Genomic DNA, 26,346 nt, shown 5'->3' with positions numbered 1-26,346 from the left:
GCGGCCGGGGTCACTCCGATGGTGCGGGCCACCATCCAGAGCATGGCTGATTCGTATTTCGCCCAGATGACCGCCGGCCTCCGGTTCCACGTTGAATGGTGTATGAAGCACGACCAGCGACGCCGCTTTTGCCGTGATCGGCGGACGCGAAGCGACACTCACCGAGGAGGTTCGATGGCCGGTGTATCCGAACGTGACGAACACTTTCTGCGCTTGTCCTTCGCTATCGCCCGTCGCTCGCTCACCCATGGTAATCATCCCTTCGGCTGTATCGTCGTCGCGGGCGGCAAGGTGCTGATCGAGGCCGAGAACGGCTACATGCCGGATCACGACGGCACCGCGCATGCCGAACGTCTCGCGGCCACCCAGGCCTGCCGCACGCTCAGCCGCGAGGTGCTGGCGACAGCGACGCTCTATTCCTCGGCGGAGCCCTGCGCGATGTGCGCCGGCGCGATCTACTGGGCCGGCATCGGCCGCGTCGTCTATGGCCTCAGCGAGCATCGCCTGCGCGGCGTCACCGGCAACCATCCGGAGAATCCGACCCTCGATCTGCCGTGTCGCGAGGTCTTTGCCAGCGGCCAGCGGCCGACCGAGGTCGTAGGCCCGGCGCTCGAGGACGAAGCCGAAGCGCTGCACGACGGCGTGTGGACGAAGTAGGCACGAGCTCAGATCTGTCGGGTGGGTTAGCAAAGCGACTGCGCGAAGCGCAGTCCGCTGGGGTAACCCACCACGCTTCCGCGTCCGCCGAACGAAGTAGGGTGGATTACGCCTGCGGCTAATCCACCCTACTTTCTTTCCGGAAACCTCAACCGATCAGAACTTCACGGAGATCCCGGAATAGAGCGAGGACTCGGTGCAGGACCCCGTGCTCACGGTCCGGCCACCGACGGCCGTGGTACAGCCGACGGCAAGATTGTGATCGAGACCAAACTTGTTCTGCCAGTAGCGGTAAGCCACCCAGACGTCCACGAAGTGGGAGTACTTGTCGCCCCAGGCCGCCTTCGAGGCATCGAAGGTCAAGCGGATCGGCTCCGAATTCAGCTCGACTGCCGTGTTGTAAACGCCGTTCGCCGGGCTGTAGGGAAGCGGTTCGGTGTCGGTGCCTTTCTTGCCGTACCAGCCGGCGCGTCCGCTGATCGAGAAATATTGCATGTTCGGCGGCAGGAAGCCGAGATCCATGTAGTAGTTGATCTCGACGGCCCAGGTCGGCTTGAACGAGGTGTTGCCGTCCGCGATACAGGTCACGCCGGGGACGCCTGGACCGAACAATCCGCACTGGCTGAACGCGTTGTGATTGGCGAACTCCCAATACACCAGCGGCGCGACGTTGAAGTAACCCTTGTAGGGCAGATCAAACGCAAACTGCAGACCGCCGACGACGTCGCGCTTGGCGGCGCCGAAATACCTGTTCTCGGTGTTGGCATCCATGCCGACCTCGAACGAGATATTGTGCAGCGGTCCCGCGGTGAAGGCTTTCGTGTTGAACAGCTCATTCCAGCCGAATGTCGAGCGGAACAGGCCGTAGATCTCGGTCGCACCGGCGCACGATGCCGGCGCGCCGAAGATCGTGCCCGCATTGGTGCAGGGCCCGGCCGGGTCATTGTGATCGGACTTGTACATCGAGATGGTGAAGAAGTTCGTGCCGTACGCCCAGGCGTCAAAATGGGTGAACGAGTAGACCTGCTTGGTGGTCTTGCTGTCGATCGACCCATCGGGCCGGAACGACCACGCACCGGGCTGCGAGGCGTTGAAGATGTAGGAGAAGGTGACGCGGTTATCGATCACCAGGAAGAACGGAAGGTCCTGCGCTTTCTTGGCAGCCTTGACCGGCAGATCCGCCGCCTGAGCCAAGCCACCGGTGGCCAGCGTAGCAAGTGACAGCGCCGTTGCTGCCACTGCCGTGAAACGAAACGACATCCTGAATACCCCCAAGTTTGGACACGTCAACAAACGCCCTTGGGTGCGAGACTTGCGCCGATCTCCCCGAGTGAGAAGCCTCAACTTTTTCCAAGGCATGCCGCTTGTTTCGGCAAGCGGCGGCGCTCCATCCTGGAAATCAAAAGGCTTTTCACGGCATCCCGCCGAGGCGCGCGGCCGGGCGAAGCCGGCTATTGTCGGACATTCCCGTTTGATTTCGCTCCTCTTTCATGTCGGGCGAATGTTGCGGTGCGCGATGGTCAGGGAGCCGACGCTACGTCGATCCGCAGGGCATGAGCGTGATGGCGCAATCTTGCTCACTGCGACGTCAAGTCTGCCTAACCGGTTCCGATTTGGCTTGAACCGTCACAAATCTGCAACAGCGCGCGCGTGAGCCGCGCCCGCGGGGCGATGACAAGGCGTACGAGCACCGCCACCCGATCCCTGCCAAAGCGTTGAGCAAGGGATGACGCATTTTCACACCTTACGCCGGCGTTCAAACTGGCCCAGTATCGAGACACTTCACCATGCAAGCGCATCAGCGAATGTTGGATTCGACACCTGACGGCCTGAATTCCGGCGAGTCCCCGCTGCTGCGGACGATCGGGCTCACCAAACGGTATGGCGATTTCCTTGCCAATGATTCCATCGACATCGATATCTGGCCCGGCGAAATCCACGCGCTCCTCGGTGAAAATGGGGCAGGCAAGTCGACGCTGGTCAAAGCGATCTACGGGCTGATCCAGCCGAGTGCCGGAGAGATTCGCTGGCAAGGCCAACGTATCGTGCTGTCCGGCCCCTCGGAAGCACGCGACCGCGGCATCGGCATGGTGTTTCAGCACTTCTCGCTGTTCGACAATCTTACGGTCGCCGAGAACGTCGCGATCGGCCTCGACGGACAAGAATCCTTCGGGGGCATGTCGGCGCGGCTGGAGCAGGTGTCGAAAACCTATGGTCTGCCGCTCGATCCCAAGCGCGAGGTCTGGCAATTGTCGGTCGGCGAGCGCCAGCGAATCGAGATCGTCCGCGCGCTGATGCAGGACCCGAAATTCCTGATCCTGGACGAACCCACCGCAGTCCTGACGCCGCAGGAATCCGATCAGCTTTTCATCGTGCTGGAACGCCTCAGATCCGAAGGCCGCGCCATCCTCTACATCAGCCACAAGCTCGAGGAGGTGAAGCGGCTCTGCGATACCGCAACGATCCTGCGCGGCGGCAGGAAGGTCGAGACCTGCGATCCCCGGCGCGAGACCGCAGCTTCGCTCGCCCGCATGATGGTCGGCGGCGAGATCAAGGAAGTGAAGGCTCGCGCCGGCCGACAGACGACGGTGCCGCGCCTGGTGGTCAACGATCTCTCGCTGGCGCCAACCGAGGCGCATGGTGTGCGTCTCGGGCACATCTCGTTCGAACTGAAGGGCGGCGAGATCCTCGGCATCGCCGGCGTCGCCGGCAACGGCCAGGACGAATTGTTCGCCGCACTGTCCGGTGAGCGGCGGTCGAAGGATCCGGGCACCGTGGTGATCGAAGGCATTGCCGCCGGCCATCTCTCCATCACGGAGCGGCGCAAGCTGGGTGCGGCATTCGTCCCGGAAGAGCGGCTCGGCCATGGCACGGCGCCCCGCATGAAGCTCTCGGAGAACGCGCTGCTGACCGGTCACGCCGCAAGCGGCATGGTCCGTCGCGGCTTCATCAACGCGGCCGCCGCGCTGAGGATCGTCGACCGTACGACCGAAACCTTCGACGTACGCAAGGCCAAGCGCGACCCCGAAGCAGCGTCCCTCTCCGGCGGCAATTTGCAAAAGTTCATCGTGGGACGCGAGATCCTGCGCAACCCTGCGGTGCTGGTCGTGAGCCAGCCGACCTGGGGCGTCGATGCCGGCGCCGCTGCCGTCATTCGCCAGGCGCTGCTCGATCTCGCAAGCGCGGGCGCCGCCGTGCTCGTGACCAGCCAGGATCTGGACGAGCTCGGCGAGATCGCCGACCGTATCGCCGTGATGTTTCACGGCAGGTTATCGGCGCCGCTCGCCGCCAGCGAGGCGACGCGCGAAAAGCTCGGCCTTCTCATGGGCGGCAGCAGCCTGGAGCCGAAGGAGGCCGCGCATGCAGTTGGTGCTTGAGAAGCGCGCCGAGCGCTCCGGCACGATCGCGCTGGTCTCGCCGCTGATCGCGGTCGGCCTCACGATCGTGACCATGGTCATCCTGTTCGCGATCCTCGGCAAGAATCCGCTGCTCGCCTTGCACGCCTATTTCATCGCGCCCCTCATCGACGGCTACTCGCTCCAGGAGATCGCGGTGAAGGCGACGCCGCTGGTGATGATCGCGATCGGGCTGTCGCTCTGCTATCTCGCCAATGCCTGGAACATCGGAGCCGAAGGCCAATTCCTGATCGGTGCGGTCGCCGGAAGCTGGATCGCGGTGAGGACGCAAGGCACCGACGCCGGCGCCTGGGTGTTGCCGGCGATGCTCGTGCTTGCAGCTGCCGCGGGCGCGCTCTATGCGCTGATCCCGGCCATCTGCAAGGTAACGTTCGGTGCCAGCGAGATCCTGACCAGCCTGATGCTGGTCTATGTCGCCGACCTCTTTCTCGACTATCTCGTGCGCGGACCCTGGCGCGATCCGCACGGCTTCAATTTCCCGACCACGGCCGAGTTCGACCCGGTGGCGACCGTCCCGCTGCTGATCGAGGGTGGCCGGCTGCATCTCGGCTCCATCATCGCGCTTCTCGTCGTGACGGCAGCCGCAATCCTGCTCGGACGAACCATCAAGGGCTTTGAGATCCGTGTCGTCGGCGCAGCCCCCCGCGCGGCGCGGTTCGGCGGCTTCAAGGCCGATCGGCTGATCATCCTGACTTTCGCGGTATCAGGCGCGCTCGCGGGCCTCGCCGGCATCATCGAGGTTGCAGGTCCCGTCGGCCATCTCCAGCCCGGCATCTCCCCGGGCTACGGCTTTACGGCGATCATCGTTGCCTTCCTCGGCCGTCTGAATCCGCTTGGTATATTGATTGCAGGCCTTTTCCTTGCGTTGACCTTTATCGGCGGCGAGCAGGCGCAGATCACGATGAAGATCCCATTGGACGTCACCAAGGTATTTCAAGGCATTCTGCTGTTCTACGTGCTCGCCTGCGATTCCCTGATCCTCTATCGCTTCAAACTGGTCTTGCCGAACCGTCAGGTGGCCCGTGGAACTCGTTGAAGCCATCGTCCTGGCCGTGCTCGCCGCGTCGACGCCACTCCTGGTCGCCGCGACTGGAGAGCTCGTGACCGAGCGCGCGGGCGTGCTCAATCTCGGCGTCGAGGGCATGATGATCGTCGGCGCGGCCTGCGGCTTTGCCGGCGCCTGGCTCACGGGATCCATCTTCATTGGCGCGCTGTTTGGCATCGTCGCGGGCACGATGATGTCGCTGATCTTCGCATTGATGGCGCTCGGGCTCGCCGTCAACCAGGTTGCGACGGGTCTCGCGCTGACCATCCTCGGTGTCGGGCTGTCCGGACTGATCGGCGCCGGCTTTGTCGGCGAGCGCATCACGCCGGCAGCTCATCTCTCCATTCCGGGCCTCACCGATATCCCGCTGGTCGGCCGCGTGCTGTTCGGCGAGGACGCCTTCGTCTATGTCTCCATTGCACTCGTCGTCGGCGTCTGGTGGTTCCTGTACCGCACGCGCGCTGGACTGATCCTGCGCGCCTGCGGCGACAATCACGTCTCCGCGCATGCACTCGGTTATCCCGTGCTGCGCATCCGCACCTTCGCCGTGATGTTCGGCGGCGCCTGCGCCGGCCTTGCCGGCGCCTATCTGCCGCTCGCCTATACACCGTTCTTCATCCCGGGCATGACCGCGGGCCGCGGCTGGATCGCGCTGGCGCTGGTGGTGTTCTCGTCCTGGCGGCCGGGCCGGCTCGTGGTCGGCGCCTATCTGTTCGGCGCCGTGACGATCCTCCAGTTGCATGCGCAGGGCTGGGGCGTCGGCATTCCCTCGCAATTCATGTCCGCGCTGCCTTATCTCGCGACCATCATCGTTCTGGTTCTGCTCTCCCGCGCGCGCAGCGGCGGCTCGACGGCACCGGCCGCGCTCGGGACAGTGTTCGTTCCTGACCGCTGAATTTCATTTTCGCGACGGGCGCGATGGGGCGCGCTCGCTTGCGGATCGTGGCTTACCCCTGATGTTTGGAGATCGATGATGAGGAAATCATGTCTTGCGCTGGCCGCTACGCTCCTGCTCGCCGGGAGCATCGGTGCAGCCTCCGCCGCCGACAAGCTGAAGGTCGGCTTCATCTATCTGGGCCCGATCGGAGATTTGGGGTGGACCTATCAGCACGATCTCGCGCGCCAGGCTCTGGTGAAGGAATTGGGCGACAAGATCGAGACCACCTATCTCGAGAACGTGCCCGAAGGTCCCGACGCCGAGCGCTCCATCGAGCAGTTGGTCCGCGCGGGCAACAAGCTGATCTTCACGACGTCGTTCGGCTACATGGATCCGACGCTGAAGGTCGCCAAGAAATATCCGAACGTGCATTTCGAGCACGCCACCGGTTACAAGCGTAACCCGAACATGTCGACCTATTCGGCCAGATGGTATCAGGGCCGCTACATCCAGGGCCTGATCGCGGCCAAGATGTCGAAGTCGGGCGTGCTTGGCTATATCGGCTCGTTCCCGATTCCGGAGGTCGTCTCCGGCATCAACGCGACGATACTGGCGGCGCAGACCATCAACCCGAACATCAAGGTCAAGATCATCTGGGCCAACACCTGGTTCGATCCCGGCAAGGAGGCCGACGCCGCAAAGGCATTGATCGACCAGGGCGCCGACATCATCATGCAGCACACGGATTCGCCCGCCGCCATGCAGATTGCCAGCGAACGCGGCAAGCTCGCCTTCGGTCAGGACTCCGAGATGATCAAGTTCGGGCCGAAGACCCAGCTCACCTCGATCCTCGACACCTGGGGCCCCTACTACATCGAGCGCGTCAAGGCCGAGCTTGCCGGCACCTGGAAGTCCGAGGACAGCTGGGGCGGCCTCGACAGCCACATGTTCGCGATGGCGCCCTACACCAACATGCCTGACGACGTGAAAAAAATGGCGGAGGATGCCCAGGCCGCGATCACCGCGGGCAAATTGCATCCATTCAAGTGCCCGATCATTGGGCAGGACGGCAAGCCGGTGGAGTGCAAGGGCGGCGATCACCTCGACGACGGCCAGATCCTCGGCATGAATTTCTACGTCAAGGGCATCGACGACAAGCTGCCGGGCAAGTAGCACGCTTCTTGCTTGGACTAAGACACCTGCTCCTCCCGGAGGAGGTTCGGAGGGGGTGGCCAGAAGCACCCGGCACTTGTGGTCGCCCCCTCTTTCAATTCCCTATCCTGCCTGCATGGCCCGCGCCGCGGAACTGTGGCGACGGATGAGATCGGGGACATCGAGGCCCGGAATCGCGCCGTCGATCACGGCCCATTGTCCGGCGACCATCACCCGATCAGCCCGATGGGCTCCGCACAGCACCAGCGCGGCCAGGGGATCGCCATGGCCGGAGAAGCGCAATTCGTCGAGCTTGAACAGCGCGAGATCGGCGGCCTTGCCGACGGCGATCTCACCGAGCTCGGGTCGGCCGACGCAGGCCGCCGAGCCCTTGGTCGCCCAGCGCAGCGCATCCTTGTGGCTGACTTTCGTTACGCCATAGCGGGCCCGTTGCAGCAGGAACGCCGCCCGCACCTCCTGCATCAGGTTCGATCCGTCGTTCGAGGCCGAGCCGTCCACGCCGATCCCGATCCCGACGCCTGCCTCCTCCATCTCGCAGACCGGACAGCAGCCTGACGCCAGCAGCTGGTTGCTGCACGCGCAATGGCTGATGGTCGTCTTCGCCTTGCCGAGCCGCTTCATCTCGTCCGCGTTGAAGTGGATGCCATGGGCGAGCCAGGTTCGCGCGTTGAGCCAGCCGCATTGTTCGAGATAGTCGAGCGGACGGCAGCCATACATCTGCTGGCAGAATTTGTTCTCGTCCTCGGTTTCGGCGAGATGGGTATGCAGGCGTACGTCGAGCTTGCCCGCGAGATCGGCGGTGGCGCGCATCAAGGACGTCGTCACCGAAAACGGCGAGCACGGCGCCAGCGCGATCTGCACCATCGCATCCGGACCGCGCTGGTGGTGTTTTGCGACCACGCGCGCGCTGTCGGCAAGGATCGTATCCTGGTCCTGCACCACGCTGTCGGGCGGCAGGCCGCCGTCGCGCTGCGACAGGTTCATCGAGCCGCGCGTCAGCAGGACGCGCACGCCGAGCCGCTTTGCCACAGCCACCTCGATGTCGACGGCATCTTCGAGTCCTGCCGGGAAGACGTAGTGGTGATCGGTCGTGGTGGTGCAGCCCGACAGCAGCAGCTCCGACATCGCCACCGTGGCGCCGAGCTCGAGCGACTCCGGCGTCAACCGTGCCCACACCGGATAGAGCGCCTGGAGCCAGGGGAACAGCTCGCGGTCCATCGCCGCCGGCAGCGCCCGCGTCAGGGTCTGGTAGAAATGATGATGGGTGTTGATCAGGCCCGGCAGCACGACGTGTTCGCTTGCATCGAACACCCCGACATCGGCGGTCGCGGGTGTGCCGCCGGCCGGCACGAGCTCGACGATCCGGCCGCCCGTCACCACAATCCCACGCTCGGCACCGTCGGCGAGGATGGCCAGGGGATCCCTGATCCAGATCGGCCTTGCATCGCTCATGATCGCGCTTCTCCTCACATTCGCTGACGACGGGACCGCGAGGCGGAGGCGGGTCCAATCACGGTCTTGCTGCGACTTGGCATTACGACTTCTTCTTGCGACTTGGCTCCGGTCTTGCAAGACTTTCCGTTGGACGATTCACCCGACGCAAGCGTGGGCGCAGCCATGGATTTGAATACCATCACAGCGGTCGCCCATCCGCAAACGCGCGCACAGCTGCCGGTTTGGACGGCAGGGGATGCTTGGCTCGCGGGCGGCACCTGGCTGTTCTCTGAACCGCAAACCCACCTGACACGGCTGATCGACCTCACCGATCTGAAATGGCCGGCGCTGACGGTCACCGACAGCCATCTCAGCATCGCCGCGACCTGCACCGTCGCGCAGCTCGATGGTTTCGCCTGCCCGCCCGACTGGCTCGCAGCGCCGCTGATCGGCCAGTGCTGCCGGGCCTTTCTTGCCTCGTTCAAGATCTGGAAGACGGCGACGGTCGGCGGCAATCTCTGCATGTCGTTGCCGGCAGGGCCGATGATCTCGCTCACCGCGGCACTCGACGGCGTCTGCACCATCTGGAAGGCCGGTGGCGGCGAGCAGAAGATTCCGGTCGTCGACTTCGTCACCGGCAACCAGCGCAACCGCCTGACGCCGGGGGACTTGCTTCGACAGATCGATATTCCGCTTGCCGCGTTGAAACGCCGCACGGCCTTTCGGCAGATCTCGCTTGCACCGGTCGGTCGCTCGGCGGCGCTCCTGATCGGCAACCTCGATACCGATGGCACACTGCTGCTGACAATCACCGCATCGACGGTGCGGCCGATCCAGCTGTCCTTTCGCAGCGCCCCGGACGCGACTGAGCTGCATGATGCGATTTCACGGCAGATCACTGATGATCTGTACCACACCGACATCCACGGACAGCCGCTCTGGCGCAAGCACATGACAGTGCGGCTTGCCGAGGAGATCCGCTGCGAGCTCTTGGGAGTAACACCGTGAGCTTCGAGATCAACGGCAAGACATTTGCGCAGGCGCCGCGCGCCGGCCAATGCCTGCGCACGTTCCTGCGCGAGCTCGGCCATTTCGGCGTGAAAAAGGGCTGCGATGCCGGTGACTGCGGCGCCTGCACCGTGCTGCTCGACGGCGAGCCGGTGCACAGCTGCCTGATCCCGGCATTCCGCGCCGAGGGACGCCCCGTAACCACGATCGAAGGCCTTGGCGGCGACCACGGCCCGCATCCCATGCAGCAGGCCTTCCTCGATGCGCAGGGCTTTCAATGCGGCTTCTGCACCGCCGGCATGATCCTGACCTGCGCCTCGCTGAACCAGGCCCAGCGCACCGATCTCGGCGCGGCACTGAAGGGCAATATCTGCCGCTGCACCGGCTACCGCGCGATCGAGGATGCATTGCTTGGCAGGATCAATGTCGAGGCGAGCGTCGAGCCCGGCGCCGCCTTCGGCCGCAGCCTGCCGGCCCCGGCAGGCCCCGACATCGTCCGTGGTGCGGCGCGCTACACGTTCGACACAGCGATCGACGGCCTGCTCCACGTCAAGCTGGTGCGGTCGCCTCATGCTCACGCCAGGATCGTCGCGATCGACAAATCGGAGGCACTGAAGGTTCCGGGCGTGCACGCGGTACTCACGCACGACGACGCGCCCCCGGTGCTGATCTCGACCGCGCGGCACGAGATGGATTGGATGGACCCCGAGGACACCCGCATCCTCGACGACGTCGTCCGCTTCATCGGGCAGCGCGTTGCTGCAATCGTTGCCGAGACCGAAGCCGCGGCGGAGGAGGCCTGCCGGCGGCTGAAGGTCGACTACGAGATTCTGCCGGCGCTGATCGACCCCGAGCAGGCGATGGCGGCGGGCGCGCCGATCATTCACCCTGACCGCACCACCGCGAACCGCATCGCCGATCCCCAGCGTAACCTTGCGGCAGAGATTCATGGCGAGTTCGGCGATGTCGCCTCTGCGCTCGCCACGTCGGCCGTTACCTATGAGGCAACGTTCCACAGTCATCGCGTGCAGCATGCAGCGCTGGAAACCCATGGCGGGCTCGCGTGGCTGGACGACGCAGGCGTGCTTAATGTCCGCACCTCGACGCAGGTGCCGTTCCTGACCCGCCGCGCGCTGTCGGACATCTTCCAGCTTCCCATGGACAAGGTCCGCGTGTTCTGCGAGCGCGTCGGCGGTGGCTTTGGCGGCAAGCAGGAGATGTTCGTCGAGGATATTCTGGCGCTCGCCGCGCTGAAAACCGGACGGCCCGTGAAGCTGGAGTTCACTCGCGAGGAGCAGTTCATCGCGACCTCGACGCGGCACCCGATGCGGGTCCACATCAAGGCCGGCGCCGATGCCGACGGCAAGCTCACCGCGCTGCAGCTCGATTTGCTCTCCAACACCGGCGCTTACGGCAATCACGCCGGGCCCGTGATGTTCCACGCCCTGGCAGAGTCCATCGCCGTCTACAATTGTCCGAACAAGCGGGTCGATGGTTTTGCGGTCTACACCAATACGGTGCCGGCGGGAGCGTTTCGCGGCTATGGCCTGCCGCAGTCGCAGATCGCGATCGAGGCTGCGATCGACGAGCTGGCGAAACAGCTCGGCATCAGCCCCTACGAGATGCGCCGACGCAACATCGTCAGGCCCGGCGACCCCATGGTGTCGCCGCCGCCGTCCGAGTTTCACGACGTCGTCTACGGCTCCTACGGGCTCGATCAGTGCCTCGATCTCGTCGAGCGCGCCATGCAAGCCGATAGCGCGCAGCCCGACCTATCGCCGGAATGGCTGATCGGCAACGGTATCGCGCTGACCATGATCGACTCCGCGCCGCCGGCCGGCCATCTCGCCGACGCCTCGATCGCGCTCAACGACAACGGCGGCTTCGACCTCACAGTCGGCACCGCCGAGTTCGGCAATGGCACCAGCACGGTGCATCGGCAGATCGCGGCGACCACGCTTGCGACCACCGTCGACAAAATCGGCCTGCGCCAGTCCGACACCGCCCATGGCGGCCACGACACCGGCGCCTATGGCAGCGCGGGCACTTTCGTCGCCGGCAAGGCGACGCATGCGGCCTCCATGCAGCTCGCGACCGAGCTGAAAGCGGCCGCCGCCGGCGCCTGGCTGTGCGACGTCGGGACCTGTGTGCTCGAGGACAATGCCGTCGTCAGCGGCGTGAGGCGCATGTCCTTTGCGGAGCTGGCGGAGCTCGGCCGCGAGCGCGGACACATGTTCGCGGGCAACGGCAATTCCGGCGGCACGCCGCGCTCGGTCGGCTTCAACGTGCAGGGTTTTCGCATCGCCGTGAACCGGGGCACCGGCGAGCTAAGGATTCTCAGGAGCGTGCACGCCGCCGACGCGGGGGTCGTCGCCAATCCCATGCAGTGCCGCGGCCAGGTCGAAGGCGGCGTCGCCCAAGCGCTCGGCGCCGCACTCTACGAGGAGATGGTGATCGACGCGAACGGCCGCGTCATCAACGCGAAATTCCGCGACTACCATTTGCCCTCTTTCGCCGACGTGCCGCGCACCGAGGTGTTCTTCGCCGTGACATCCGACACCGTCGGTCCCTTGGGGGCGAAGTCGATGAGCGAGAGTCCGTACAATCCGGTCGCCGCCGCGCTCGGCAACGCCATTGCCGATGCCACCGGCATCCGCTTCACCGCGCCGCCGTTCAAGCCGGACCGGCTGTTTCCGGCGCTGCTCGACAAGTTTGGTTAGGAATGTTTCGGGATATTCATCCATGACCAGCGAAGTCCATCCCGTCGACGAGGTCCTGCCGATCCCACGCCTCCTGGCGCTCGGGCTCCAGCACGTGCTGGTGATGTATGCCGGCGCGATCGCGGTGCCGTTGATCGTCGGACGCGCCTTGAAGCTGCCGCCGGAGGATGTCGCCTTCCTGATCAGCGCCGATTTGTTCGCCTGCGGGCTCGCGACGCTGGTGCAATGCATCGGCTTCCCCGGCGTCGGCATTCGCCTGCCCGTGATGATGGGCGTGACATTCGCTTCGGTCGGTCCGATGCTGTCGATGGCGGCAGCGCCCGACATCGGCCTGCTCGGCATCTACGGCTCCGTCATCGCCGCAGGCCTGTTCGGCATCATCGTCGCACCGTTCGTCAGCCGGCTGCTGCCGCTGTTTCCTCCTGTCGTCACCGGCAGCATCATCCTGATCATCGGCATTTCCCTGATGCGCGTCGGCATCAACTGGGCCGGTGGCGGCCTGCCGACGCTGACCAGGACGGTCGACGGCATCGCCGGCAGCTTTCCCAATCCGGCCTATGGACAGTTGCAGGGCCTCGGCATCTCGCTGTTCGTTCTGCTGTTCATTCTCGGCCTGATCAAATGGGGGTCCGGCTTCCTCGCCAATGTCTCGGTGCTGCTCGGCATCATCGCCGGCACCGTGCTCGCGAGCATTCTGGGCGTGATGCATTTCGACAAGGTCACCGCCGCCCCATGGGGCGCGCTCATCGTCCCGTTCCGCTTCGGCATGCCGCAATTCCATCTGGTGCCCGTTATCACCATGTGCGTCGTCATGATCGTGGTGATGATCGAATCGCTGGGGATGTTCCTCGCGCTCGGCGACATCACCGGCAAGGCCGTCGGCCGCGAGGCGCTGAGCCGGGGCCTGCGTGCCGACGGCGTCGGCACGCTGCTCGGCGGCATCTTCAACACGTTCCCCTACACCTCGTTCTCGCAGAATGTCGGCCTCGTCTCGGTCACCGCCGTGCGCTCGCGCTGGGTGACCATCACCGGCGGCGGCATCATGCTGGTGCTCGGGCTGCTGCCGAAGCTTGCCGCACTGGTCGAGGCGGTGCCGCTGGTCGTGCTCGGCGGCGCGGGCCTCGTGATGTTCGGCATGGTGGCGGCCACAGGCGCGCGCATCCTCACCTCGGTCGATTTCCGCAACAACCGCTACAATCTCTTCATCGTCGCGATCTCGATCGGCTTCGGCCTGATCCCGCTCGCCGCCCCCGGCTTGTTCCGGAATTTGCCGCACGATCTCCAGCCGCTGCTGGAGTCCGGCATCCTGCTCTGCGCGATCGTCTCGGTGTTGCTGAATGCCTTCTTCAACGGCCTGAGCGGCGGCGCGGCCGCGGAGACGGACGCCGCGGCGGTCGCCTCATCCGCGCAGCATGTTTAGCTGCCGCGATAGGTCGAATAGCTCCACGGCGTCACCAATAGCGGCACGTGATAGTGGCCTTCCGGCTCGCTGATTGCGAAGCGCAGCGGGATTTCGTCGAGGAAAGGCGGATCGGTGAGCTGCACGTTGCGCTCGGCGTAATATCCGGCAATGCTGAATCTGAGCTCGTAGCGGCCGATCGGCAACGGGCGGCCGCCGATCAGCGGTCGATCGGTGCGGCCATCCGCATTGGTGACCGCGCGCGCGATGACGCGGCTTTCACCCAGCGTTGCGAGCTCCACGAGTTCGACCGGAATGCCAGCCGCAGGCCTGCCGATATGATTGTCCAGCACATGCGTCGACAACCGGCCATGCACCTTCAGCTTGTCATCGGCAGTGACGAGCTGATCGAGTCGCAGTGCCGAGATGCGGCCGATCTCCTCGATCGCACGGCGCGTCTCGGTCTTGACGATGTTGCGAAGCCTGATCTCGAAATCACGCAGCACAGAATCCTTGGTGTGCCGGCGCACGCAGACGATATAGGGGAAGCCGAACTTGTCGCGGTAGGCGTTGTTGACGCGCTCGAACGCGGCATATTCGGCATCCGACAGCCGGTCGAGGCCGGCGCTGTTCTGCTCGTCGGTCGATTCCGCCGTGAGCCCTGCCGCGCGCTGGGTCTTGCTGGCGAGATCGGGATGCGCGCGGATCAGCGCCAGTTGTACGTCGGGCTGGGCGCTTTGGATCGCCCCCATCAGTGCCGTGTGCAACTGATTGATGCCGGCGAATGGCCGCCTGTCGGCGAGCTGCTCGGCGATCCACGGCGAATATTCCACGACGTTGGCAAGCGCGGCGACAAAGTCGGCCTTGGCAGCGGCATTGAGATCGGACAGAGAGATTTGCGACATGATCAGCCGATCTCAAATGCGTCGGCGGCAAGATGCGCGTGCCTGGCGTGCCAGTGCTGCGCGATCTGTAATCGCGTCGGTACCCAGACACGCTCGTGCTTGCCGATATAGTCGAGGAAGCGGATCAGGCCCGCAGCGCGGCCGGGCCGGCCGGCGAGGCGGCAGTGCAGGCCGACCGACATCATCTTCGGCGCGGTCTGCCCCTCGGCATAGAGCACGTCGAAGGCATCCTTGAGGTAGGTAAAAAACTGCTCACCTTCGGCAAAGCCCTGCGGATTGATGAACCGCATGTCGTTGGCGTCAAGCGTATAGGGAATGACGAGCTGCTTGCCGTTCGCGCCCTTGATCCAGTAGGGCAGATCGTCGGCGTAGGAGTCGCAGAGATAAAGGAAACCGCCCTCCTCCATCAACAGGCGGTTGGTGTTGATCGAGGAACGTCCGGTGTACCAGCCGAGCGGTCGCGTGCCGGTGGCTTCGGTATGGACGCGGATCGCCTCCGCGATCTCGGCGCGCTCCTGCGCCTCGGTCATGTCCTTGTGCTCGATCCATTTCAGGCTGTGGCTGGCGATGTCCCAACCCGCCTCGTTCATCGCAGCAACGATCTCGGGGTTGCGCTTCAGCGCAGTGGCGACGCCGAACACCGTGGTCGGCCAGTTGCGCTCGCCGAACATCCGCCACAGCCGCCAGAAGCCGGCGCGCGAGCCGTATTCGAACATCGATTCGATATTGGCGTGGCGCTGGCCGGGCCACGGCTGGGCGCCGAGCACGTCGGACAGGAAGGCTTCCGAGGCGCGGTCGCCATGCAGGATGTTGTTCTCGCCGCCCTCCTCGAAATTGACGACGAACTGCACCGCGATGCGGGCATCACCGGGCCATTCCGGATGCGGCGGGTTGCGGCCGTAGCCGCGGAGATCGCGCGGGTAATTGGTATCGGTCAAGTCAGACTTCCTCGAAGCGGATCGGCAGGGCGCCCTTCCACAGCACGCTCTTGCCCAGTGTTGCGAGATTCTCAAGGCCAGAGGTCAGCGTGATGAAATGGTTGCCGGCGAGCTGCCCCATCTTGCTCGCGAAACGCACGCCGCCATAGGCCAGCAGGATCTCGGTCTCGCTGATGCCGCCGGGATAGAGAATGATATGGCCGGGCGCGGGATAGCTGGTGGGATTCTCGTAGCTGACGCCGAAATCGAGATCGCCGAGCGGCATCCACACGGCTTCGCCGCTCCAGCGCACGTGAATGATGTGGCTTTCGAACGGCAGCGACTTGCGAAAGGCGGCGACCGTCTTGGGTGCCAGCTGCTCCTCGAAGCGGGCGTCGAAGCTGAATTCGCCGGCGCGGATAACGAGTTTGCTCATCGCGTCTCTCTGGATCGGGCCGGGTGGCCCCGGGAAACGCTCAAGCAAGAGCACTCCCGCCCGCTTCGCGCAAGTGGCGCGGTCGCATCACCTGCGGTCGTAGGACCAGCCGAAAATGCCGCTCCGCCTGACCTCCGGCTCGGCCGCTGCCTGCGCCGGCGCCTCCTTCAGTTCCGCTTCCGGCGACGGTGCGGGCGGTGTCGGCAGGGTCTCGCATTTCATCGAATACACCAGCTTGCCATCCGCGGTCCGCCCGATCGGGGCACAGGGATCGGGATGCGCCGCATTGGTCTTCGGCGTCATCTTGACTTGCGCCGCCACCGGCGAGGCCAGCAGCAGCAGGACCAGCAGATATCTCGACATCGTTGTCGCCTGGAAGCTTAATTGATGCCATTGAACCGGATTGCGGCCGGCAAGTCCATCGGCGCTAGTGGGCATGATTGCCGAATATTTGACCGGCGTGTGCCGGCGGGCTTCGCATCGGATGACCGGGGCGGAACGAAAGAACAGGAGGCAGCAGGTCATCGCGTGTCCCGGCTCTGCAGCGCATCGCAAGGGCGCTGCGCTGCGTCCGGGGCACGCGAAAGGAGTGTGAGGCACTCTCTCCACGTCATTGCGAGAAGCTCGCGACAAAATTGCCGAGCAATTTTGCGCTGATGCGACGAAGCTTCTAGAATCTCTCCACGGATGGATTTCCGGATGCTTCGCTCCGCTCGCGATGACGGAGGATGAGGCGACGGCATCGCTTTCCCCGCCCTACGAAATCCCAGTGCGTGGCACGCAGTTCAGATCGCAGACATACTTTCGCAGCCTCGCGGCTGATTTCGCCCGAGCTTTGCTTCGTCGCTCCACCCTCAAATCCAAGAGGGCACAGGGAAGGCCGGGTGCTGACATCGCACCCGCGGTCCGCTGCGCGAATTGCACGCGCACGCAGAAAACCGCACAGCAGCATACAGGTGGTGCCGATCACTCGGCCTTCCCTGCGCGATGGTCGGACGGCTTATGCCGCGCTCTCCCGGGAGCCGAACTTTCCTTTGGCCTCCCTCGCCGTTCGAATTGGATGATGCCGTCCACCCGGTTGGGCTCGCGCGCATCTTCGATCCGGCTTGACCGTAGCAACGACGGCCAGGACCACACGGTTTTGCCGTACGCACGGCCCGTCCTTTCGCCGCAGTATTCCCAGCCCTGTCGACAAAGCTGAAAACTTACTGGCGAGACGAAGCCTAGCAGCGCCGCTCGTCTGCACGCGGCCGCGGGCTCACAGGGACTACCCGCCCTGCCCGCACCTCTCATGCCGACGCTGCCGCGTCCACCGCAAGCCCGGCTCGCGATCAAGACGACCTCGAGATCGCCCCTCTTGGATAAGCCGGGATGGGCGACACATACGCCAAAACCGAATTTCGGTAAAGTGGAATATTTTTAGCGAGACGGATTGACCGAGGGCAACACAGGCCAGGCTTCCCCGCTCCGTCATCCTTCGAGGCCCGCCGGAGAGGCGAGCACATCCAGCGACAGCGGCTCTGCCGTCACGCGGGGGTGACGGCGATGGAGTCGCTCATTGTCTCTACGGATTGCGCCGGGCGGCACTTCGCGCCGACCCGTTGGCTTCATCCGGACGAAACGACCGCCTAATATGGCTGGTAGCCGTAGCCCGGGTCGTAATACAGACCGCCACCGCCGCCGTAATAGCCTGGGCCGCCGTAGTAACGGCGCGGGCCGTAATAGCGGTTCTCGTAATACTCCTGACGCCGGCTCTCGGCGATGGCGCCACCGATCACCCCCGCAGCAAGGCCCATGAAGGCGAGACCGGCGGCGTTCGGCCCGCGTCGATAATAATGGTGACGCCGGGCTGCGCTGAAATCGGTGACGTCGGAGGAAGCTTGGGCTGCCGCTGCAGCCTTTGCGGACACCGCCGGGGCCGACCCCTGGGACGCCGCGGCCGAGGGCGACGCAGAGGCTGCGAGCAGCGCCACACCTGCGAGCGCGGCCAGGACCGTGTTGCGGCCGGCTGCGGATCTCTTCGGTCCATCACTCATCTTGATCTTCCTCTGTTCTGGCTCAAAAAATAGATAAGCAAACGGTGTGTAACGCGCAAACCACTGAAATGGTTTCCTGATCGCGGCAATCCGCCACGCTTCGAACGATTGTAAATCGAACGGCCACATCCCAGCTTGCGCCCTCCAACCTGAGCGGATAATGAACAGCCGCGCCGTTTTTCGGTCGCCGTAAGCGTTTCACGTGAACCAACGCATCAACCGACGCCGTCGGGATCGATGCTATTTTATGGGTTCAACGTGACTGACGCGTCCTTTTCCAAGAGAAATCAGATGATTGTGGTTCGCAAACTGCCTGCGCGCTATGCGCCGGTCGTGATGCCATTCGTGCTGTCCATCCTCATGACGGCCGTGGTGTCGGTCATTTCGACACTTCGGAGCCTGGGAGCAACGCCGGCGTTCCTCGCGACCTGGCCGGGCGCCTGGGCGCTATCCTGGCTGGTCGCCTTTCCGACGCTGCTCGTGGTGCTGCCGATGGTCCGGCGGATCGTGACGCTCCTTGTCGCGTCCCCGTCTCACCCGGGGCGATAATGGCGTGGACGGCGGCGCATGGAGCCGCCGTCCCGCACCCAAGGCTCCGTGATCCTACGACAGCGCGCCCAGCACGCCGCGCGTCGCCTTGTCGATCTCCTCGACATAGCGGCGGCGGGCGAAGTTTTCGGTGAGGAAGCCGACCACCTTGCGGCTGTCGGTGGAATCGACCACCGCCAGCATCTCGGCTTCGGCCTCGTCGAACACCGCCATCGCCGACTTCACGTTCATTTCCGGGATCAGCACGATGTCGATCAGACGGGCGAGCTCGATCACCTGGATCTCGTCAGCGATGGTGTCGAGGTCGTTGGAGAACAGATCGGGCAGCAAGACGAGCCCGACATATTCGTCGGCGTTGTTAACGATAACCACGCCCGGCCGCGAGCCCAGCACGAATTCGCGGCGGACGGCGGCGATCGTGGTGGTCGAGGGCACCTTGCCGACATCGGAGCGCATCAAGCGCTCCACGGTGAGATTGCGCAGCCAGCCGACGTCATTGGCGCTGCGGATGGTCTCGCCACGCAGATGCAGACGCCAGGTCGAGAAGGAATGGCCGAACATGAAGCGGACGCAGATCGAGGTGACGATGCAGCCGGCCAGCACCACGGCGGTGACGTCGACGTTCCGGGTCATCTCGAGCACCAGGAACGACATGGTGAGCGGGCCGCCGACGATGGCGACGCCGAGTGTCGCCATGCCCGTCAGCATCGCGACCAGCGGATCGATCGCAAAGTTCGGACTGATCAGGAGCAGCACCGCGGCGAAGAACTTGCCGATCAGGCTGCCGACGAACAGCGATGCGAAAAACAGACCGCCGCGGAAGCCCGAGGCGAGCGAGATCAGGCAGGCCGTCACCTTCAAGGCGATGATCAGCGCGATCATGCCGATCGCCATCTCGTGAAAGAGATCGAGCACCATGGCGCCGTGGCCGGCCGCCAGCACCTGCGGCGTGACGATCGCGAATCCGCCGACGATGAGACCGCCGGTCACCGGTCGCAACCAGACCGGCATCCATTTGAACAGCCGCTCGAACATCGGCGAGGAGCGCATCACGGCGATGCCGACGCCGCTGGTGACCAGCGCGAGCCCGATCAGGGCCAGGTATTGCTCGACGCCGACGGCGCTGACCTTTGGGATTTCCAGCGAGTACGGCGCGCCGCCGAGCCATTGCGCGGTCAGCGCGCCGGCGAGCGAGGCGGCCAGGATCGGCGCGGCGCTGCCGACCGAATAGACGCCGACGATCAGCTCGCAGGCATAGAAGGCCCCGGTGATCGGCGCGCCGAACGCCGCCGCGATCGCCGCGGCAGCCCCGCAACCGACCATCAGGCGTAGATCGTTGCGGCGCAGATTGAAGAACTTGCCCAACAGCGAGGCGATCCCCGAGCCGATCTGGGTATAGCCCGCCTCGAGGCCGACCGATGCGCCGCAGCCGTTGGAGATCAGCGTCTGGCTCGACACCACCACGCTGTCGCGCATCGACAGATTGCCGCCGCGCAGCGCATTCGCCTCGATCGGGTCGACCGCGCTCGAGATCTTCATGCGCCGCCGCGACCATTCCATGATGCCGAGCGCCAGCCCGCCGAGCGCAGGCGCGATCAGCGCCGCCCACGGACTCACATAGGCATTGGAGGAGAGGCGCACGTCGATGGGGATGCCGTAGATCACCACATGCGCGATCTGCGCGATCTCGGCCATCAGCGTCACGATCGCCCCGGCCAGCGTGCCGATCACCAGCGCCAGCGGGATCAGGTAGAACTCGTTGCTGCGCAAGAGGGCGCGCAGCCGAACCATGGTCCGGTTCGTTCCCTTGCGATCGACGAGATGCCTGAGCCGCACGAACACTTTCTGCCTGCCCTACCCTTCCGACAGGCCGTAGCCGGCCATGCGCTGGCGGACCCGCTCGATCTCCTCGCTGGGGAGCAACGGCGGTTGCCCGACCTGGAGACAGCCGTGATATTGCCGCGCCAGCGTCTCGACCTCGACGGCGAGCCACATCGCCTTGTCCAATGTCTTGCCGATCGCGATCATGCCGTGATGGTCGAGCAGGCAGGCCAGCCGGCCCTCCAGCGCCCGCACCGCATGTTCGGACAATTCCGCGGTTCCGAACGTCGCATAGGGCGCGCAGCGGATGCTGTCGCCGCCGGCCGCCGCGATCATGTAGTGCACCGGCGGAATCTCCATGCCCATGATCGCCAGGATGGTGCAATAGGTCGGATGGGCGTGCACCACGGCGTTGACGTCGGGCCGCGACTTCAGGATGCCGCGGTGAAACCGCCATTCGCTCGACGGCTTCTGATCGGGCGCATGCGCGCCGTCCATGGTCATGAAGACGATCTGCTCGGGCGTCATGGCCTCATAGGGCACGCTGGTCGGCGTGACCAAGAGCCCGTCCACATGCCGGACGGAGATATTGCCGGAGGTGCCCTGGTTGATGCCGAGCGCATTCATGCGCCGGCAAGCGTCGATGATGGCCTGTCTCTTGGCGACCTCGTCCGTTGTCATCGACATCCCGATTCCTGACGATGGGCTTGTTAGACCGGAAGTACGTCAAAGCAACATGGCAGTGCAAGCGAAAGCGGCCCGGATCGGGTGTCGCCGCGGCGCCCTTCCGGCAAAATCACGAAATGGGCGGCAAAATCAACGGATTCACCTGACGTCGCAGCCCTATGACAGGCCGGCCCGGACGGCCGCAATCCCGTTGATCACGAACTGCACGGAATAGGCCGCGAGCAGCATGCCGAGAACGCGCGAGAGCACGGCATTTCCGGTGCGTCCGAGGGTCTTCGCGATCAGGTGGGCCGAGACAAAGCACAGCATGCAAAGCAGGCAGACCGACAGGACGACGGCGATGATGATCGCGAGCCTTGCCCCATAATCGGCGCTACCGGAAAGAAGCAGCGTTGTCGCGATCGCCCCGGGGCCGGCCATCATGGGGATGGCCAGGGGAAACACTGCGACATCGGAGGCGTGCTCCGCGGTTGCCTTGTCGGCCTCGCGGGCCTCGCGATGCGGTCGATCGCCGAAGATCATCTGGTAGGACACGCCGAACAGCAGTAGCCCGCCGGCGATCTGGAAGGCGGGGATGCCGATCCCGAGCTGGCGCAGCAGCCAGTTTCCGACCAGCGCGATCATCACCAGGATCGAGGCCGCGATCAGCGGCGCGCGCAACGCGATCGTGCGTTTGGCCGTGTCGGGCATGCTCCCGGTGGCCGCGATGAAGGCCGGCGCGAGGCCAACCGGATCGACAACCAGCAGCAGCGTCACGAAGGCGGACAGGGCGAAGTCGAGCATGGTCGGCGTGGTCCTTGGACGCAGGAACGATGGCAGCCGGGCTGACTTAGCCCAGCAAAGCCGCTTTGCAAATCACCGGAGACGACAATGAGCGACAGTGGAATCGGAATGCTCCTCGGCCAGCTCTCGGCCAACCTGCTCTGGCTCTGGTTCATCGGCGCGTTCGTGCTCGGCGGGGTCCTCGTCTATGGCGTGATGAAGGCCGGCCACCTCAGGCGCAGCGAGCGCGCGCAGCTCGATCGCAACACCGAGGCACGACAGCGCCAGGAAGATCCCTACAAGCGTCCGACCTGAGTGAGCGCCGCGTGCAATTTAGCCGTTTGGAACTTTCGTTCATGAAGCGGCTTTGATCGCCTGAGGATTGAGGAGGGCGAGGCCTTCCCGTGTCACCTCATGAGGAGGATGTATGGCTAAAGCAAAGAAGCGCACGACGAAGAAGACCGCGGCGCGCCGACCGCGTCAGGCGCCCAAGATGCTCAGCGACCTGTTTCTGGAGACGCTGAAGGACATCTATTTCGCGGAGAACAAGATCATCAAGACCTTGCCGAAGATGGCCAAGGCCGCGCAATCGAAGGAGCTGGCTGCCGCCTTCAACAAGCACCTGCGGGAGACCCAGGGCCAGGTCAAGCGGCTGGACCAGATCTTCAAGATGCTGGGCAAGCCGGCGCGCGGCAAGCCCTGCGAGGCCATCAACGGCATCACCGACGAGGGCGCCGAGATCATGAAGGACTTCAAGGGCGCCCCGGCGCTCGATGCGGGGCTGCTCGCGGCCGCCCAGGCGGTCGAGCACTACGAGATCTCGCGCTATGGCACCTTGCGCACCTGGGCCGAGGAGCTCGGCATGCCGGACGCGGCAAGGCTGCTTCAGGCGACGCTGGACGAGGAAGAGGCGACCGATCACACGCTGACGGAGCTCGCCACGTCCGTGATCAACCTCGAAGCGGAAGAAGAGTATCGCGCGGCGGCCTGACGCGCGCCGCTGCCGATGACGAAACGCCGCGGCCTGTGCCGCGGCGTTTGCTCGTTGGGCCAGGGCCGCGGCGTTTGTTTTTCAATCGCACGACAGCGCATGGCACGTCAGCGCCGCCGCACTGGATTTCCCGGGAACCGGCCCCATATGCAGGCTTTCCCACCCCCTGAGCCCCAACATGCAACCAAAAAATCCCCTCGACTGGATGCTGTCCGAAGCCCTGGACTCGCTGACCCGCGCCGACCGGCTGCGCCAGCAGTTCGGCCGCCAGGAAGCCTGCTGGGAGCCGCCGATCGACGTGCTCGAGACCGAGCACGAGCTTCTGATCCTGGTCGCGCTTCCCGGCGTCAATCCGGACAATGTCGAGACGGTCATCCATGACGGCGTGCTCGTCATCTCCGGCCAGCGCACCCTGCCCCCGGAGCTCCGCAACGCCCGCATCCACCGGCTCGAACTGCCGCAGGGGCGCTTCGAGCGCCGCATTGCATTGCCCCTCGGCCGCTACGCCATCAGCCGCTTCGTGATGGACGGCTGCGTCGCGCTGCGCCTTGCCAAATCCTGAGGTCGATCATGGCCGAACAGATGAACAACGAACAGACTGATAACGACGTGAAGATCCCCGACGACGCGCTGATCATCGTCCCCGTACGCGAGATGGTGCTGTTCCCCGGCGCCATCGCACCGATCACGATCGGCCGTGCGAAGTCCATCGCCGCCGCGCAGCAGGCGTTGCGCGAGCAGCGGCCGATCGGCATCGTCCTGCAACGCAGCCCCGAGACCGAGGCGCCCGGAGCCGACGATCTCTACCGGGTCGCGACCATCGCCAACATCGTGCGCTACATCACCGCGCCCGACGGCACCCACCACATCGTCTGCCAGGGCGTGCAGCGCGCGCGCCTGCTCGACTTCCTGCCGGGGACGCCGTTCCCGGTCGCGCGCTTCCAGCAGATCCCCGAGCCGACCACGACCTCGCCGGAGATCGAGGCGCGGGCCCTGAACCTGCAGCGCCAGGCCATCGAGGCCATCGAGCTGCTGCCGCAGGCGCCGCCCGAGCTGGCCGCGATGTTCCAGGGCACCAGTGCGCCCGGCGCGCTGGCGGACCTCGCGACCTCGTTCATGGACATCAAGCCGCAGGACAAGCAGGAGGTCCTGGAAACCATCGACCTCGCTTTGCGCGTCGAGAAGGTGTCCAAGCACCTGGCCGAGCGGCTGGAGGTGCTGCGCATCAGTAACGAGATCGGCCAGAAGACCAAGGCATCCTTCGACGAGCGGCAGCGCGAGGCGATCCTGCGCGAGCAGATGGCGACCATTCAGCGGCAACTGGGCGAAGGCGACGGCAAGGCGGCCGAGGTCGCCGAGCTGACGTCTGCCATCGCCAAGGCCAACATGCCGCCCGAGGCTGACGCGCACGCCAGGAAGGAGCTGCGCCGCTACGAGCGCATGCCGGAGGCCGCCGGCGAGGCCGGCATGGTCCGCACCTATCTCGACTGGCTGATCGAGCTGCCCTGGGCGCTGCCCGCGGAGAAGCCGATCGACATCAAGGCGGCGCGCGCCATCCTGGATGCCGACCATTTCGGCCTGGAGAAGATCAAGAGCCGGATCATCGAATATCTGGCGGTGCGCAAGCTGGCCCCGCAGGGCAAGGCCCCGATCCTGTGCTTCGTCGGCCCGCCCGGCGTCGGCAAGACCTCGCTCGGCCAATCCATCGCACGCGCGATGGATCGCCCCTTCGTGCGCGTCAGCCTCGGCGGCGTGCATGACGAGGCCGAGATCCGCGGCCACCGGCGCACCTATATCGGTGCGCTGCCCGGCAACATCATCCAGGGCATCAAGAAGGCAGGCAGTCGCAACTGCGTCATGATGCTGGACGAGATCGACAAGATGGGCCGTGGCGTGCAGGGCGATCCCTCGGCCGCCATGCTGGAGGTGCTCGACCCCGAGCAGAACGGGACGTTCCGGGACAATTACCTGGGCGTGCCCTTCGACTTGTCGCGCGTGGTGTTCATCGCGACCGCCAACATGCTGGACCAGATCCCGGGTCCGCTGCTGGACCGCATGGAGCTGATCAGCCTCGCCGGTTACACCGAGGACGAGAAGCTGGAGATCGCGCGGCGCTATCTGGTGCGGCGGCAGCTGGAGGCCAACGGCCTTTCGGCCGAGCAGGCCGAGATCGAGCCGGAGGCGCTGAAGCTGGTGGTCAAGGGCTACACCCGCGAGGCCGGCGTGCGTAACCTCGAGCGCGAGATCGGCAAGCTGTTCCGGCATGCCGCGGTGCAGGTCGCCGAGGGCACGGCCGCGAAGGTCGTGATCACTGTGAAAGACATCGGCACGGTGCTCGGCCAGCCGCGCTTCGAAGGCGAGATCGCGCAGCGCACCAGCATTCCGGGCGTGGCCACCGGCCTTGCCTGGACGCCTGTTGGCGGCGACATCCTGTTCATCGAGGCGTCAAAGGTGCCCGGCAAGGGCGGCATGATCCTGACCGGCCAGCTCGGCGACGTCATGCGCGAAAGCGTGCAGGCGGCGATGACGCTGGTGAAGAGCAAAGCCTCGCAGCTCGGCATCGATCCGCAGGCGTTCGAGAAGAGCGACATCCACGTTCACGTTCCCGCGGGCGCGACCCCGAAGGACGGACCGAGCGCGGGGGTTGCGATGTTCACGGCGCTGACGTCCCTGCTCACCAATCGCACGGTGCGCAGCGACACCGCCATGACCGGCGAGATCTCGCTGCGCGGCCTGGTGCTGCCGGTCGGCGGCATCAAGGAGAAGGTGGTCGCAGCCGCGGCCGCCGGCCTGAAGCGGGTGATGCTGCCGGCGCGCAACAAGCGGGACTACGACGACATCCCGAAGAGCGCGCGGGACAACCTCGAATTCATCTGGCTGGAGCGCGTCGACGAAGCCATCGCGGCCGCGCTCGAGCCGGTCGAGGCAAAGGTCGAGGCGGCGGAGTGAATGCGATGAAGAAACTGCTCGAAGACGCGAAGCGATCTCGGAAAACGCAGCGGCTGCGCCAGCTGCTCGATCGTGCCGTTGACCGGGTGCGCGATGCGCTTGCAGGACCCGAACCGCGGCTTCAGCCGGTTCCGGTCCGGGTGAAGCGCCGCAAGGGTTGAGCCCTCCGTCTCAAGTCCTCGCGGCTGCCCCAACCAAAAGGCCCCCTCTAGCCAAGGGGGCCTTTGCGTCGTTAGCCAACGGCGTCCTTGGCCGCCTTGACCGGGCGGGCGCGGACGATCTTGCGAGCCGGCTTGGCCTTGAACATCATCTCTTCGCCCGTGAACGGGTTGGTGCCCTTGCGTGCCTTGGTCGCGGGCTTCTTGATGACGACGAACTTGGCGAAGCCCGGCACCAGGAACAGGCCGTTCTTCTTGAGCTCCTTGTGACCGACGTCGGTCAGCGTCTCCATGACGCTCTTGACGTCGCGCTTGGAAAGCTCGGTAGCGGTCGCAATCTTTTCGATCAGTTGCGATTTGGACATCTGGGTTGCCATCGTGTCTCCTCTGATTCGTGACGGCTGCA

The 26,346-nt window shown here is 65.0% G+C and carries 25 protein-coding genes; 14 read left to right on the top strand and 11 right to left on the bottom strand.

The window, feature by feature from the left end:
• Positions 1 to 174 precede the first annotated feature (174 nt).
• Positions 175 to 657, top strand: coding sequence for a nucleoside deaminase (locus RPS27_RS22830; RefSeq protein WP_313754471.1), 483 nt, complete (start codon positions 175 to 177; stop codon positions 655 to 657).
• Positions 658 to 813: 156 nt separating this feature from the next.
• On the opposite strand, the gene RPS27_RS22825 is transcribed toward RPS27_RS22830, so the two are convergent.
• Positions 814 to 1,917 carry a hypothetical protein gene (locus tag RPS27_RS22825; protein ID WP_313754470.1) on the bottom strand — a complete coding sequence of 368 codons (1,104 nt, stop codon included), beginning with the start codon at positions 1,915 to 1,917 and terminating at the stop codon, positions 814 to 816.
• A 527-nt stretch (positions 1,918 to 2,444) separates the two neighbouring features.
• Between RPS27_RS22825 and RPS27_RS22820 the strand changes: the two genes are divergently transcribed.
• From RPS27_RS22820 to RPS27_RS22805, 4 genes are all read left to right on the top strand, one after another.
• Positions 2,445 to 4,034 carry an ABC transporter ATP-binding protein gene (locus RPS27_RS22820; RefSeq protein ID WP_409517558.1) on the top strand — a complete coding sequence of 530 codons (1,590 nt, stop codon included), beginning with the start codon at positions 2,445 to 2,447 and terminating at the stop codon, positions 4,032 to 4,034.
• Positions 4,018 to 5,109 carry an ABC transporter permease gene (locus RPS27_RS22815; protein WP_313754468.1) on the top strand — a complete coding sequence of 364 codons (1,092 nt, stop codon included), beginning with the start codon at positions 4,018 to 4,020 and terminating at the stop codon, positions 5,107 to 5,109. Before RPS27_RS22820 ends, RPS27_RS22815 begins: the two co-directional genes overlap by 17 nt.
• The gene (locus tag RPS27_RS22810; protein WP_313754467.1) at positions 5,096 to 6,013 is read left to right on the top strand and encodes an ABC transporter permease; all 918 of its coding nucleotides are present in this window, start codon (positions 5,096 to 5,098) and stop codon (positions 6,011 to 6,013) included. The genes RPS27_RS22815 and RPS27_RS22810 overlap by 14 nt, the downstream gene beginning before the upstream one ends.
• Before the next feature lie 78 nt (positions 6,014 to 6,091).
• Positions 6,092 to 7,168 carry a BMP family ABC transporter substrate-binding protein gene (locus RPS27_RS22805; protein ID WP_212067739.1) on the top strand — a complete coding sequence of 359 codons (1,077 nt, stop codon included), beginning with the start codon at positions 6,092 to 6,094 and terminating at the stop codon, positions 7,166 to 7,168.
• 102 nt (positions 7,169 to 7,270) lie between these two features.
• On the opposite strand, the gene RPS27_RS22800 is transcribed toward RPS27_RS22805, so the two are convergent.
• Positions 7,271 to 8,620, bottom strand: a complete 1,350-nt coding sequence (locus RPS27_RS22800; RefSeq protein ID WP_313754466.1) for an 8-oxoguanine deaminase — start codon at positions 8,618 to 8,620, stop codon at positions 7,271 to 7,273.
• A gap of 165 nt (positions 8,621 to 8,785) precedes the next feature.
• On the opposite strand from RPS27_RS22800, the gene RPS27_RS22795 reads away from it, so the two are divergent.
• The 3 genes from RPS27_RS22795 to RPS27_RS22785 are packed head-to-tail and all read left to right on the top strand — an operon-like array spanning position 8,786 to position 13,750.
• On the top strand, positions 8,786 to 9,610 hold the full coding sequence (locus tag RPS27_RS22795) for an FAD binding domain-containing protein (RefSeq protein ID WP_313754575.1): 825 nt from the start codon (positions 8,786 to 8,788) through the stop codon (positions 9,608 to 9,610).
• Positions 9,607 to 12,330, top strand: a complete 2,724-nt coding sequence (locus RPS27_RS22790; RefSeq protein ID WP_313754465.1) for a molybdopterin cofactor-binding domain-containing protein — start codon at positions 9,607 to 9,609, stop codon at positions 12,328 to 12,330. The genes RPS27_RS22795 and RPS27_RS22790 overlap by 4 nt, the downstream gene beginning before the upstream one ends.
• 22 nt (positions 12,331 to 12,352) lie before the next feature.
• Positions 12,353 to 13,750: a nucleobase:cation symporter-2 family protein gene (locus tag RPS27_RS22785; RefSeq protein WP_313754464.1), complete on the top strand. Its 1,398-nt coding sequence runs from the start codon at positions 12,353 to 12,355 to the stop codon at positions 13,748 to 13,750.
• Here RPS27_RS22785 and uraD read toward each other — a convergent pair.
• The 5 genes from uraD to RPS27_RS22760 all read right to left on the bottom strand — a co-directional run bounded on the left by uraD (position 13,747) and on the right by RPS27_RS22760 (position 18,023).
• Entirely contained in the window at positions 13,747 to 14,634 is an 888-nt protein-coding gene (uraD, locus tag RPS27_RS22780; RefSeq protein ID WP_313754463.1) for a 2-oxo-4-hydroxy-4-carboxy-5-ureidoimidazoline decarboxylase, read from the bottom strand. The two genes, RPS27_RS22785 and uraD, sit on opposite strands and share 4 nt — an antisense overlap.
• 2 nt (positions 14,635 to 14,636) lie before the next feature.
• Positions 14,637 to 15,572 (bottom strand): allantoinase PuuE, encoded by a 936-nt coding sequence (puuE, locus tag RPS27_RS22775; protein WP_313754462.1) that lies wholly within the window; start codon positions 15,570 to 15,572, stop codon positions 14,637 to 14,639.
• A gap of 1 nt (position 15,573) precedes the next feature.
• Entirely contained in the window at positions 15,574 to 15,987 is a 414-nt protein-coding gene (locus RPS27_RS22770; RefSeq protein WP_313754461.1) for a DUF3830 family protein, read from the bottom strand.
• A gap of 87 nt (positions 15,988 to 16,074) precedes the next feature.
• On the bottom strand, positions 16,075 to 16,350 hold the full coding sequence (locus tag RPS27_RS22765) for a hypothetical protein (RefSeq protein ID WP_285807421.1): 276 nt from the start codon (positions 16,348 to 16,350) through the stop codon (positions 16,075 to 16,077).
• Positions 16,351 to 17,615: 1,265 nt separating this feature from the next.
• Complete coding sequence (locus RPS27_RS22760) at positions 17,616 to 18,023, bottom strand: hypothetical protein (RefSeq protein WP_194403545.1); 408 nt, start codon at positions 18,021 to 18,023, stop codon at positions 17,616 to 17,618.
• 291 nt (positions 18,024 to 18,314) lie between these two features.
• On the opposite strand from RPS27_RS22760, the gene RPS27_RS22755 reads away from it, so the two are divergent.
• Complete coding sequence (locus RPS27_RS22755; protein ID WP_313754460.1) at positions 18,315 to 18,572, top strand: DUF2798 domain-containing protein; 258 nt, start codon at positions 18,315 to 18,317, stop codon at positions 18,570 to 18,572.
• 54 nt (positions 18,573 to 18,626) lie between these two features.
• On the opposite strand, the gene RPS27_RS22750 is transcribed toward RPS27_RS22755, so the two are convergent.
• From RPS27_RS22750 to RPS27_RS22740, 3 genes are all read right to left on the bottom strand, one after another.
• The gene (locus tag RPS27_RS22750) at positions 18,627 to 20,414 is read right to left on the bottom strand and encodes a chloride channel protein (RefSeq protein ID WP_313754459.1); all 1,788 of its coding nucleotides are present in this window, start codon (positions 20,412 to 20,414) and stop codon (positions 18,627 to 18,629) included.
• A gap of 12 nt (positions 20,415 to 20,426) precedes the next feature.
• The gene (locus RPS27_RS22745) at positions 20,427 to 21,080 is read right to left on the bottom strand and encodes an L-fuculose-phosphate aldolase (RefSeq protein ID WP_313754458.1); all 654 of its coding nucleotides are present in this window, start codon (positions 21,078 to 21,080) and stop codon (positions 20,427 to 20,429) included.
• 156 nt (positions 21,081 to 21,236) lie between these two features.
• Complete coding sequence (locus tag RPS27_RS22740; RefSeq protein WP_313754457.1) at positions 21,237 to 21,863, bottom strand: MarC family protein; 627 nt, start codon at positions 21,861 to 21,863, stop codon at positions 21,237 to 21,239.
• An 87-nt stretch (positions 21,864 to 21,950) separates the two neighbouring features.
• On the opposite strand from RPS27_RS22740, the gene RPS27_RS22735 reads away from it, so the two are divergent.
• The 5 genes from RPS27_RS22735 to RPS27_RS22715 all read left to right on the top strand — a co-directional run bounded on the left by RPS27_RS22735 (position 21,951) and on the right by RPS27_RS22715 (position 25,943).
• Complete coding sequence (locus RPS27_RS22735; protein WP_018320686.1) at positions 21,951 to 22,157, top strand: hypothetical protein; 207 nt, start codon at positions 21,951 to 21,953, stop codon at positions 22,155 to 22,157.
• 112 nt (positions 22,158 to 22,269) lie between these two features.
• Positions 22,270 to 22,833, top strand: coding sequence for a ferritin-like domain-containing protein (locus tag RPS27_RS22730; RefSeq protein WP_194403550.1), 564 nt, complete (start codon positions 22,270 to 22,272; stop codon positions 22,831 to 22,833).
• A 178-nt stretch (positions 22,834 to 23,011) separates the two neighbouring features.
• Entirely contained in the window at positions 23,012 to 23,395 is a 384-nt protein-coding gene (locus RPS27_RS22725; protein ID WP_135161854.1) for an Hsp20/alpha crystallin family protein, read from the top strand.
• A gap of 5 nt (positions 23,396 to 23,400) precedes the next feature.
• The gene (gene lon, locus RPS27_RS22720) at positions 23,401 to 25,782 is read left to right on the top strand and encodes an endopeptidase La (protein WP_409517564.1); all 2,382 of its coding nucleotides are present in this window, start codon (positions 23,401 to 23,403) and stop codon (positions 25,780 to 25,782) included.
• Positions 25,783 to 25,787: 5 nt separating this feature from the next.
• Complete coding sequence (locus RPS27_RS22715) at positions 25,788 to 25,943, top strand: hypothetical protein (RefSeq protein WP_194403553.1); 156 nt, start codon at positions 25,788 to 25,790, stop codon at positions 25,941 to 25,943.
• Positions 25,944 to 26,014: 71 nt separating this feature from the next.
• On the opposite strand, the gene RPS27_RS22710 is transcribed toward RPS27_RS22715, so the two are convergent.
• On the bottom strand, positions 26,015 to 26,317 hold the full coding sequence (locus RPS27_RS22710; protein ID WP_094891268.1) for an HU family DNA-binding protein: 303 nt from the start codon (positions 26,315 to 26,317) through the stop codon (positions 26,015 to 26,017).
• Positions 26,318 to 26,346: the final 29 nt, after the last annotated feature.

Origin of the sequence: Bradyrhizobium sp. WYCCWR 12699 (genome assembly GCF_032144035.1) — a bacterium.
Lineage (GTDB): Bacteria > Pseudomonadota > Alphaproteobacteria > Rhizobiales > Xanthobacteraceae > Bradyrhizobium.
Note: the sequence above shows the minus strand (reverse complement) of the source record. Positions and strands in the feature narration are given on the sequence as shown.